Annotated in this window: 9 protein-coding genes; all 9 read right to left on the bottom strand. The window is 40.1% G+C overall.

Annotated elements, in window-relative coordinates; all coding sequences use genetic code 11:
• The coding region (locus JHC30_08360; protein ID MCI4464153.1) for an 8-oxoguanine deaminase at positions 1 to 1,358 on the bottom strand (1,358 nt) is incomplete at its 3' end.
• A complete protein-coding gene (locus JHC30_08365) occupies positions 1,342 to 3,627 on the bottom strand; it encodes a molybdopterin-dependent oxidoreductase (GenBank protein ID MCI4464154.1) in 2,286 nt (761 codons plus the stop codon). The genes JHC30_08360 and JHC30_08365, both read right to left, overlap by 17 nt.
• A 2-nt stretch (positions 3,628 to 3,629) precedes the next feature.
• Entirely contained in the window at positions 3,630 to 4,505 is an 876-nt protein-coding gene (locus JHC30_08370; GenBank protein MCI4464155.1) for a xanthine dehydrogenase family protein subunit M, read from the bottom strand.
• The gene (locus tag JHC30_08375; GenBank protein ID MCI4464156.1) at positions 4,492 to 5,316 is read right to left on the bottom strand and encodes an XdhC family protein; all 825 of its coding nucleotides are present in this window, start codon (positions 5,314 to 5,316) and stop codon (positions 4,492 to 4,494) included. The genes JHC30_08370 and JHC30_08375 overlap by 14 nt, the downstream gene beginning before the upstream one ends.
• Positions 5,313 to 5,915, bottom strand: a complete 603-nt coding sequence (locus JHC30_08380; protein ID MCI4464157.1) for a nucleotidyltransferase family protein — start codon at positions 5,913 to 5,915, stop codon at positions 5,313 to 5,315. The genes JHC30_08375 and JHC30_08380 overlap by 4 nt, the downstream gene beginning before the upstream one ends.
• Positions 5,908 to 6,381: a (2Fe-2S)-binding protein gene (locus JHC30_08385; protein MCI4464158.1), complete on the bottom strand. Its 474-nt coding sequence runs from the start codon at positions 6,379 to 6,381 to the stop codon at positions 5,908 to 5,910. The genes JHC30_08380 and JHC30_08385 overlap by 8 nt, the downstream gene beginning before the upstream one ends.
• Positions 6,382 to 6,385: 4 nt before the next feature.
• Positions 6,386 to 7,621: an NAD-dependent dihydropyrimidine dehydrogenase subunit PreA gene (preA, locus tag JHC30_08390; GenBank protein MCI4464159.1), complete on the bottom strand. Its 1,236-nt coding sequence runs from the start codon at positions 7,619 to 7,621 to the stop codon at positions 6,386 to 6,388.
• Complete coding sequence (locus JHC30_08395; GenBank protein ID MCI4464160.1) at positions 7,614 to 8,873, bottom strand: FAD-dependent oxidoreductase; 1,260 nt, start codon at positions 8,871 to 8,873, stop codon at positions 7,614 to 7,616. Before JHC30_08395 ends, preA begins: the two co-directional genes overlap by 8 nt.
• Positions 8,874 to 8,965: 92 nt before the next feature.
• Entirely contained in the window at positions 8,966 to 10,546 is a 1,581-nt protein-coding gene (locus JHC30_08400; protein ID MCI4464161.1) for a glycosyltransferase, read from the bottom strand.
• Positions 10,547 to 10,824 lie beyond the last annotated feature (278 nt).

Consider the following 10,824-nt stretch of genomic DNA (forward strand, 5'->3'; position numbering starts at 1 on the left):
ATTGATAGCAATTTCTTTGAAATTTCGTTTTGTTTTGCGATGTATTTCTCAATATCAATATGAACGAAGTGTCCGTCCTCGATTACTACATTGCCATTTATCATTGAGAAATCAACACTCTTTGCATCACAAAAGACAAGTGCACCAACGGGATCTGAAAGTCCGCCTGCAAATTCAAGTTTGCCTTCAAGTTTGAAACCAATTATATCTGCTGCCTTACCTACCTCTATCGAACCAATCTCGTTGTCCCATCTTAAGACCTTTGCGCCGCCTAATGTCCCAATCTTGAGCGCTTCTCTTGCAGTTAAAGCACTCTCGCCAAATGCAACCCTTTGAAGAAGCATCGCATTCCTTATCTCAAGAAGGAAATTGCCTGTATCGTTTGAAGAGCTCCCGTCAACAGCAAGACCAATTCGCATATTGGTATTTTTCATCTTTACAACAGGCGAAATTCCTGAGCCAAGCCTCATATTTGACGTAGGGCAATGCGCCATACCGACCCTTGCATCTGAAAGTTTCTTTATATCGCTGTCATTAAGATGGACAAGATGTGCAAACCACACCCTATCCGAAAGCCAGCCCAATTCCTCCATATAATCAACGGGGCGTTTTCCAAACTTCTCTATACAAAATTCATCCTCATCCTTTGTTTCCGCAAGATGAGTGTGCAAGAGAAGGTCGTTTTTCTCTGCAAATTCCCTTGTAAGAATCATAAGTTCTTTTGTAACAGAAAAAGGAGAGCATGGCGCAAGTGCAACCCTGCTCATTGAAAACGGTTTTGGATCGTGATAGAGTTTTACAACCCTTTCATAGTCCTTTAAAATCTCTTCTTCTGTCTGCACAACTGAATCAGGTGGAAGCCCTCCGTCTTTCTTTGAAAGAGACATACTTCCTCTTGTACCGTAGAATCTAACGCCAGTTAATCTTGCACCTTCAACCTCTGCATCATAGAGATTTGGATGCCCCTTTGGAAAAAGGTATAGGTGGTCAGTTGTGGTTGTTACACCCGATTTCATCATTTCAAGGATTGCAACAATCGAGGAGATGTAAACGGCTTCTTCGTCAATGTATTTCCATCTTTCATAAAGATACACAAGCCAGTCGAAAAGCTTTGCATCCTGGACTTGAGGGACTGCCCTGAATAGAGACTGATAGAAGTGGTGGTGGGTATTCACAAATCCTGGAAGCATCACCATACCTTTTGCATCGATAATCTTATCAAAATGACCATCAGGTACAGAGCCAGTTCCTATATTTTTTATGACATTATCCTCAATTTCAATCCAGGCGTCTTTTAGTTCTCTTCCATCTTTGTCAAAGGTTGCAAGGGTATCGATGTTTTTAATCAATGTCCTCATTTTGACTCTCCTTAATTGCAAAGTAAACAACCTCAGGTGTTGCAGGAATTCTAAAGATTCTTGCACCTGTTGCATCATAAATTGCATTTGTTATAGCAGGCGCAGTTGCAACCATAACAGTTTCAGCAATACCTTTGGACCTAAAGGGACCAGTGTCTTCAGGGTTTATGACAGGGATTGCTTCAATTCTACGAGGCGCATCTTTAATTGTTGGGATAATGTATGTTGAGAAGTTAGGATTTTTAACAATTCCATTTTCAATAATAACATGTTCCATAAGTCCATATCCCATACCCATCACAAAGCCACCTTCAACCTGCGCTTCGTATCCCTGCCTGTTTATGATTACACCGCCATCCACCGCTTCAGCCCCCTCTATAACAGACACTTCACCTGTAAGAGTATTCACTTCAACATAGGCAGCATGTGCTGAGAATGCAAAGATGTGGTGAGGAAGCCCAAATGCATTTTCAAGTTTTATATCTGCAGTTGGCACAAGGAAGTAGCCTTCAGTTTCGGGGAGGTTCCCACTTTCCTTAAATGCCTTTGCAAGTTCTTCATATGAGACTTTGTTTCCTGTTTCTCTATCTACGATATATCCAAAGTCGAATGAAAGTTTTTCAGGGTCTGTGTGAAGAAGTTCGGATGCTTTACTCTTTAAAACTTCTTTCATTTTATCAGCAGCAATTACAGCAGCCTTTCCACCAGTATAAACTCCACGGGAAGCACTCGTTGGTCCAGAATCCGCTGTAAGGAACGAATCACCAAGAATTACCTTTACTTTTTCAATAGGACAATTCATTGCCTCTGCAACAATCTGTGCATACGAAGTGCCAATGCCCTGTCCGTAGTCAACTGTTCCAATTCTTACGGTAAAGCCACCGTCTTCGTTCATATTGAGGATTGCACCGCCATAATCAGGTATGCCAACACCAAGACCTGTTCCCTGATAGGTAAGCGCCATTCCGACACCCCGCTTAAGCCAGGGCTTCGGAGACTCTTTTTTGAGTGCAACTCTATTTTTCCAGATATTTGATTCCTTAATACCGTCAAGAACAAGTTCAGTTCCAACAGATGTTGTAAGGACATTCCCTATTGAGGTTCGGTCTCCTTTTCTTAAGGCATTTTTCTTTCGAAGTTCAATTGGATCAATACCCAGCTTACGGGATGCAATATCCATTATGGTTTCTATGGCAAATGCTGTTTGAGGCGCACCAAACCCACGGAATGCACCTGCAATACCGTTATTTGTAAATACGGCATATCCATCGACATGCACATTGTCAACCCTGTAAGGACCACATGCATGTTCAACGGCAAGGTTTAAAACTGGTCCACCCAGAGACGAATACGCCCCTTTATCCTCGACAAGGTAGGCATCAACACCAAGAAGTGTTCCATCTTTCTTAAAGGCAACTTTGTAACGCATCTTGAAGGGATGTCTTTTCCAGTATGCAATAATAGATTCTTCCCTTGAGAGGGTCATTTTTACAGGTCTTTTTGCCTTAATTGCAAGAAGTGCAAGTATGGGCTGGATTGAAAGTTCGTCCTTACGCCCAAAGGCACCACCAACCGGATAGGAAACAACCCTTATCTTTTTGGGGTTCCAGTTGAGGCACCTTGCAAGTTGAAGTTGGTCTCTTTGAGGATATTGAGAGCCAACATAGACATTGAGGTTCCCTTCCTCATCAACAAAAGCAACCCCACCTTCTGTTTCAAGCGGTGTATGATCTTGCCTTCCTGTAAAAAATGTCTCCTCAATTATTAAATCTGCCTCTTTAAAGGCGCTTTCCACATCTCCTCGGGTTATCTCGGTATGTAAATGTATGTTCCCCTCTTCGTGAATTTTCGGTGCATCTTCCTTCATTGCTTCTTCTGGGTCATCTACAACAGGCAAAGGCTCGTACTCCACATCGATGAGTTTTATGGCTTTTTCTGCAATTTCTTCAGTCTCCGCTGCTACTGCTGCAACAGCATCGCCAATATATCGAACCTTGTCTTTGCAAAGGACCGGCATATCAGGAACAACAATACCAAAACCATTTACTCCAGGGACATCCTTATGGGTAATAACAGTAATAACACCTGGAAGTGCCTCTGCTTTTGATGTATCGATTTTGAGAATCTTTGCATGGGGATATTTTGCGCGGAGGACTTTTCCAAAAGCCATATTCGGGAAAGAAAGGTCAGACATATACTTAATTTTGCCTGTTGCTTTTTCAAGTGCATCAATTCGAGGAATTGGCTTTCCTATGTATCTTTCTTCCATAACTACCTCCTAAAACCATTTAAAAAGAGGTCCGCAAGCCCTTCATAGACTATGTTTATTGAAACATCCCGCCTGTATTCAAGAGAGCCTCTTACATCAGATATGGGCGATACCTCTCTAAAGACAAGCCTTGCAATATACATAATCTTATCAAGCGAGTCTAAAGTCTCACTCTGAAGCGCATTTTCAACAATTTTTGCCCTCACAACAGTAGGAGCAACGGCACCAAGTGCAACATACGCTTTGGAAAACTTATTTGGTGTCGAATCTTTTTCAAGCCTTACAGCCGCATTTACAATGGAAATTGCAGTTCCTTTCCTTTGACCTACTTTTCTAAAGAAGCCAATCTCATTATCCTTCATTTTCTCAAACTCAACACCCATTATAATTTCGTTATCCTTAATTGCAGTTTTTCCAGGACCAAGGAAGAAATCCTCGATTGCTACAGTTCTACTTCCGTCAACACTTCTTAAGTGAAGTTTTGCAAGAAGCACAAAAAGTGCAGGAATTGAGTCACCTGCAGGAGATGCATTTGCAATGTTTCCACCAATAGTCCCTATATTTCTTATTTGGGGCGAGCCAATTGTCTTTACCGCATCAAAGAGGATTGGTGCTGCACTCTTAATAAGGGGATGTTCAAGCAACTCGGTGTGGGTTGTCCCTGCGCCAACATAGATTGTATCGCCTCTATCCTCTATGCCTTTAAGTTCAGGAATTTTAGTTATGTCGAGGAGTTTGTCTTCAGCAACCTGGTCCTGCTTCAAGCGAACAACAAGGTCAGTTCCACCAGCAATGACTCTTATGCCACTTTTTAATTCATTTTTAATGTGAAGCGCTTCATCCAATGTTTTTGGATAAAAGTAATCAAGTTCTTTCATGGGCACTCCTTTCTGTCAAAACTTTATCAATATAGCCCTTTTTGAGGGCAATAATCTCACCTAAAATTGCAATCGCAATCTCAAATGGTGTCTCAGAGCCAATAGCAAGTCCAACAGGTGCAAAAATCTTATCCAGAAATTCCTTAGAAACTCCCAATTCTAATGCCTTCTCAAAGCACTTGTTTCTTCTATTAAGGCTTCCGATCATCCCGATATATGTGTATGAGATATTTTTATCGTATAGCCCTTTAAGGATATATGGATCATTTTCGCCACCTGGTGTAAGGATAACAACTTCTGCTCCTTCACGAATGGGAAGTTCTGCAACTTTCCTATAGACTCCTGTGCCTGAAAAAACCGTAGCATTGGGGAAGTTTTCAGTATTTGCAAATTCAGGTCTTTCGTCAACAACTAAAAATTCATATTCATTTGAGACCTTTGCAACTTCGTATATCGCCTTTCCAAGATGTCCTGCTCCGAATATCACCATCTGTTTTTTTGTCCCTACATATTCAAAATACAACTCTACCTCCCCACCGCAAACCATTCCCAGAGAGAGAGGGTCTCCCTCCTTGAGAACATATTTCTTATAGTATGTGCCTTTTGTCTTAAAGAGTTCCTTTGCGATTTCAAGTGCGTCTTTCTCAAGTGTTCCGCCACCAACAGTCCCGTAAAATGTGCCGTCCTTAAGAACAACCATCTTAAAACCTTTTTTGCCTGCAGTAGAAGATTCAGCATTAACCACCACAACAAACACAAATTCAGTGCCACTTTTTACAAGTTCAGCCATCTTTTCGTAAACATTAATCATAAGGTGCCTCCTTCTAAGTATCGGAGGATTTTTTCGTAATCCTCTCTTGTATCCATATCAATAGTTACTTCCTTCGGTGCCTCGACATAGACAATCCGGTCTTTGAACTTATCAAAAACATCTTTAAGCGTGCTATATTTTTTGGACAAAATTTCATCTTTTATAATCTTCGGGAATACTACAGGATGCCCTCCCTTTTTCTCAAAAGATGGGATAACAATGTGTTCAAAGTCAAATTCCTTAAGTATCATATCTATTATCTCGCTATTAATAAGGGGGTTATCAACAAGACCAAGAAGGATATTGTCATATTTTGCCTCTTTAACACCCGCTACAACAGATGAGAACATGCCTTCCTCGTAGTTTTCATTATGGACAACTCTTACAAAATCCGTTGGGAACAGGCTCTTTATAACCGATTCGAGTTTTTTACCGTTATAGCCTACAACTACAACAAGTTCGTCAATTTTGCTATTTTTGTATTCTTCTATGAGTTTTTCTATGACAAGTTTATCTCCAAGGGGGAGAAGCGCTTTCATCTCCCCCATTCTTTCAGATTTCCCAGCAGATAATAAAACTCCTGAGATCTTTTTACCCATTCAACTCTTCCGATGCCTTTTTAACTGCATTTATAATCTTAATGTAGCCTGTGCACCTGCAGAGGTTCCCAGATAGACCATCTCTAATATCTTCCTCTGTTGGATGAGGGTTTTTAGAAAGAAGATAGTATGTTGAAACAACAAAACCCGGTGTGCAGAAGCCACACTGGACTGCCCCCTCTTCCACAAACGCCTTTTGGATTGGATGAGGATTTTCATAAGTTCCAATGCCTTCAACAGTAATAACTTCTGCCCCATCCACTTTAGGTGCAAGCACAAGGCAGGATGTTACAGTTCTCCCATTAAATATAACGGTACAGGCACCACATTCTCCTTTTCCACAGCCTCTTTTTGTCCCGGTTATACCAAGTTTTTCACGAATGATCTGAAGGAGAGTAAGGTTCGAAGGGACTGTGAGGTTGTAGTCCTTTCCGTTAAGTTTGAAATTGATGTTCACTTCTTTCAAGTTTTCACCTTCTTTCCGCAAAGTAATGCACCTTGGAATCTAACTTTTCTCTCATTCTTATTGCATCAACAGGGCAAACCTGCATGCACATTGCACAACCAGTGCACTTATCCTCATTCACAGATGGCTTACGGTTAACGCTATCCCAAGAAATTGCCATATGACCGCCGTCATTACATGCAACATAGCAAACACCACAGCCAATGCACTTATCAAGGTCAATTTCAGACCTCGTTTCAGGTTTTACAAGTTCCTCCTGGTTCTTTATATTCTTCAAAGCCTTTCCAACTATCTCCATTGGACTTGAGAATCCCATTTCCTTAAGGTAGTGCTCAAGGCCACTCTTCAGGTCTCTTATCGTTCTAAAGCCGTAGTGCATTGGAAGTGTGCAGAACTGGACATTTGAAGCACCTACTGCCATAAACTCAACTGCATCGCGCCAATTGAATGCACCACCATTTCCAGATATGACAATGTCAACATTCTTTGCAATCTCTGCGATTGTCCTCAATGTGATAGGCTTAATTGCAGGACCTGAAAGTCCTGAATACGCACCTTCGCCAAATAGGGTTGGATATGGCTCAAATGTGTATATATCAACACCAAGAAGAGAAGGTATCGTATTTGAAGCAGTGATACCATCCGCACCGCCTCTTTTTACTGCCTTTGCAACCTCAACAATATCAGTAACCTGAGGGGTAATCTTTATGAGGACTGGTGTTGTATCGGCTGCTTCTTTTACCCAGCGAGTGACTTTTTCGGTTGCCTCAATACTCTGGGCAAGCATTTTTCCTGGCTCTTCGCCCATACTTCCCTGAGGACAACTGAAGGAACACTCAATAAGGTCTGCACCTGCCTTCTTAAGCCTCCAAACAAGCGTTTGCCAGTCTTCTTTGGATGCGCCCATAATGGATGCTGCAATCATCTTGTTTGGGAACTTCTTCTTAAGGTATTTTACACGCTCTTCAACAACATCGATGTGGTGATGGGATATGAGGTCGATATTTCCAAGCCCAACGACCTTTTTACTCATTGGACCAAAAGAGGACATCATCGGGTTTTTAAGATCAACGGGGTTCCCTTCAACGGATGTTGTCTTAAGAATAACTCCTGCCCAGCCCTCTTCAAGCCCACGCTCCGCCATCTCAAGCTCGTCAGTTGGGGGTGCAGCGGAAAGAATAAAAGGAGAATCAAGGTGAATGCCTAAAAAATCAATTGATATATCAACTTTCTTAAACATTTTGTCCTCCTAAGTATTTTAAAATTGACTGTGCTGCCTTCTTACCGTCGGCAACAGATTCGACAATTGTTGAAGCTCCTCTTACAATATCACCGCCTGCAAATACGCCCTTCTTTGAAGTCTCAAGATCCTCGTTTACCTTAATAAGACCATTTGGAGTTTTCTCAAGTTCAGGGAATATGTCGGATGCTTTCTGACCAATTGCAATGACTATGCTATCAAATGGGATAAAGAAGTCAGAGTTAGGCACCTCCTCAAAAGTCCTTCGCCCTTTTTCATCAGGTGGACCCAAACGTGCCCTTCTTACAACAATACCTTCAACTTTATCGCTTCCTTTAATCTCAAGCGGAATTGCAAGGAACTGGAATGTAACACCAAGTTCGAGTGCTTCCTCAATTTCATCTCTAAATGCCCGTAACTCTTTTAAGCCTCTTCTATAGACAACCTCAACATCTCTTGAAGGATCTTCTCTCTTAAGTGCTGCAGCAACTTCCACTGCAACATTTCCACCACCAATAACGCCAACTCTCTTACCAAGACCAGTCTTCATACCTGACTTAATAGTCTTTAAGAGTTTTCTTGCCGTATACACATTTGGAAGATTCACACCCTGGATATCAAGTTCAAGTTCCTCTGTTAAACCTGTTGAAACAAAAACAGCATCAAATCCCTGCCCAAGTTCGCTTAGGCTTGTTATTTTCTCGTCTTTCACTTCTGCATCATAGATTTTAAGGATCTGTTTTGCCTCTCCTCTTGCAATCTCCTCGGGGAGCCTTTCCTTTGAAATCTCCTGAACAGGAATGCCACCAAGTTCTTTCTTCTCAAAGATAACAGACTTTACACCAAATCTTCTAAGTTCCCTTGCACAGGCAAGCCCTGCAGGACCACCACCAACAATTGCAACCTTCTTGCCGTTTAGAGGCGGTAAATCAAACTCGAGATCAGATAGTTTCACATTGTCGGTAACAAATTTGTGAAGTTCCCTAATTCTAATAGGAGAATCAATTTGAGCCCTTGTGCAAACAGATTGGCAGAACTGCTCTTCGGGGCAAACTTCTCCGCAAACTTCAATCGAAGGATTTGCAAGGCTTACAAGTTCCCTTGCACCTTTAAGATTTCCTGAACGGATTGACTGAATAAACTCAGGCACCGGAACATGCGCAGGACACGCCTTTTCACATGGCGCATCGTAGCAATAAAGACAACGTTCCGCTTCAATTAAAGCCTGCACTCGGTCAAGTTTTCTTTCCACTTTTATACCTCCTTTGAATTTTTTCTCATATCTATATTATATTAATTCTTTGCCATTTTGTTAAGGAGGGTTAACAAAAAGATAAACGGCTTCTACTCTATAAACTCCAAACCAACCTCGAGTTTATTCTTATGAAGATTTTTCCAGACAATTCTACATTTCTTTTCGCCATAAATAGGAACTTTTAATTCTAACACCTCATCATTTAAGTTAAAATTACGAGAAAGGACTATTTTTGCGCCACCTTTACTTATGTTGTCTAAGAAATATGGAAAATTTGGATCAATTACATGAAAAACAAATCTTGGGAATCTTCTTCTCTCAATAACATTTGGTGGTAAGTCTTCAAGTAAAAGACTATTTAATTGCATTTCATAAACAGAAACCCTGGAAGTCTTAACCCACTCATTTTGTCCTGAGATTATTCTAAATAATCCAGCAATTCCTGCAGGCAACCAAATATATGTGTATAAAGCAAAAAGAAAGACATAACTCAATCTATTAAGGAAATTATCTTCGCTATAGAATTCAAAAATACTGTAAACAAACATTGGTATAAAAGCAAATGAATATACTAATATGGCGGCTATTCCCAGAATAAAATTCATACTGAAAAAGGGTTCAAGCATACTGTTTTTTATAGAAATAATTTTTAGAATGCTTGCAATAGTTAAAGCAAGGGACAATCCAACAAGAAAAACAACAGAGACAAAAACAATATAAATAAGTGTGTCTATTTTAGTAATTAAAGGCGAACTTGATTTTATAACCGATGGAATATATTTCCAATTTGAGAAGTGACCCTGCAACCACCGGGTTCTCTGTCTAAAGAGTGCATAAAATGAAATAACTCCCTCCTGTTCTACTATAGCCTTGTCAGTGAAATAAAGTTTCATTCCTTTTGATATCAACCTCAAACCTAATTCAAAATCCTCTGTAAGGGTTGACCCCCAAGGATTTTTGCCCAGTCTCTCAAGTGAAGAAAATTTGGTAAATTGGCCATTACCACCAAGCCCGACACTGCCAAAATTTGACCTTGCTTTCTGTATAATCCTGCTAAAACCTAAAAATTCAATATCTTGCATCTTAGAAAGTATAGAATTGTCTCTGTTAGAAATTCGAACGGCAGTTTGAACAGCATCGACATCCAAATTGGAAAATATGATAGAGATTTCTTTAAGCATATTGGGGCTTGGGCGAGCGTCTGCATCAAATACACCAATAATTATGTGATCCTTATCAAATCTATCAAGAAAATCATCATCAAGATTAAAAGGAGCAACAAACTTTCTCTCTATAGAATTTTTTATTTGACTAAAAGCAAAATTTAAAACTGACCCTTTTCCTTTGTGAGAGTTTTCCGGTAGATTATTGAGCAAAATAACTTTTGAATTTACTTTTTCTATCCTGTTTACAATAACAGGTGTTAGGTCGCTTGAATTATCGTCAACTACAATGACTCTGTAATTCTCATAGTCCATATTTAAGCAATTTTCAACGGTCTTAATAATAACTTTTTCTTCATTTCTTGCAGGAATAATAAGAAAATAGAAGAAATCTTCTAAATTATTTTGCTCAACATCTCTTGTATGAAGTGCAATAATAAAAAGAAAGAGATAATAAGCTCCTACAAATATTAAGATTATTGTCAAAATTGTAGTGTTTATCAGCATATAGAATTATAAAATAAAATATGCAGAATTATAAAACAGCACTTATGAATTTATTTCCTGGGGATTTCTTACCTTGCTCAAAATGTCAAGGTAACGTGTCATTCGAGGTGATTTTGCAAGGGGTCTCCTCCTCCACTCTGTCACCCCGAACGTAGTGAGGGGTCCCCTCTTTTCATTGGAGAAAGTAAAAAGATCCTCCTCGAAACATATGTTTTGTATTTTTACGATAATTTACTATACTAAGAATAGATGAGAACACCGAATCGCAGATAGTTTTG

Source organism: Caldisericum sp. (genome assembly GCA_022759145.1).
Classification (GTDB): Bacteria; Caldisericota; Caldisericia; order Caldisericales; family Caldisericaceae; genus Caldisericum.

Excerpts from the sequence above, each read along its gene's own strand:
- JHC30_08380 (MCI4464157.1), bottom strand. The coding sequence starts at position 5,915 with ATGGGTAAAAAGATCTCAGGAGTTTTATTATCTGCTGGGAAATCTGAA.
- JHC30_08365 (MCI4464154.1), bottom strand. The coding sequence starts at position 3,627 with ATGGAAGAAAGATACATAGGAAAGCCAATTCCTCGAATTGATGCACTT.
- JHC30_08375 (MCI4464156.1), bottom strand. The coding sequence starts at position 5,316 with ATGATTAATGTTTACGAAAAGATGGCTGAACTTGTAAAAAGTGGCACT.
- JHC30_08400 (MCI4464161.1), bottom strand. The coding sequence starts at position 10,546 with ATGCTGATAAACACTACAATTTTGACAATAATCTTAATATTTGTAGGA.
- preA (MCI4464159.1), bottom strand. The coding sequence starts at position 7,621 with ATGTTTAAGAAAGTTGATATATCAATTGATTTTTTAGGCATTCACCTT.
- JHC30_08370 (MCI4464155.1), bottom strand. The coding sequence starts at position 4,505 with ATGAAAGAACTTGATTACTTTTATCCAAAAACATTGGATGAAGCGCTT.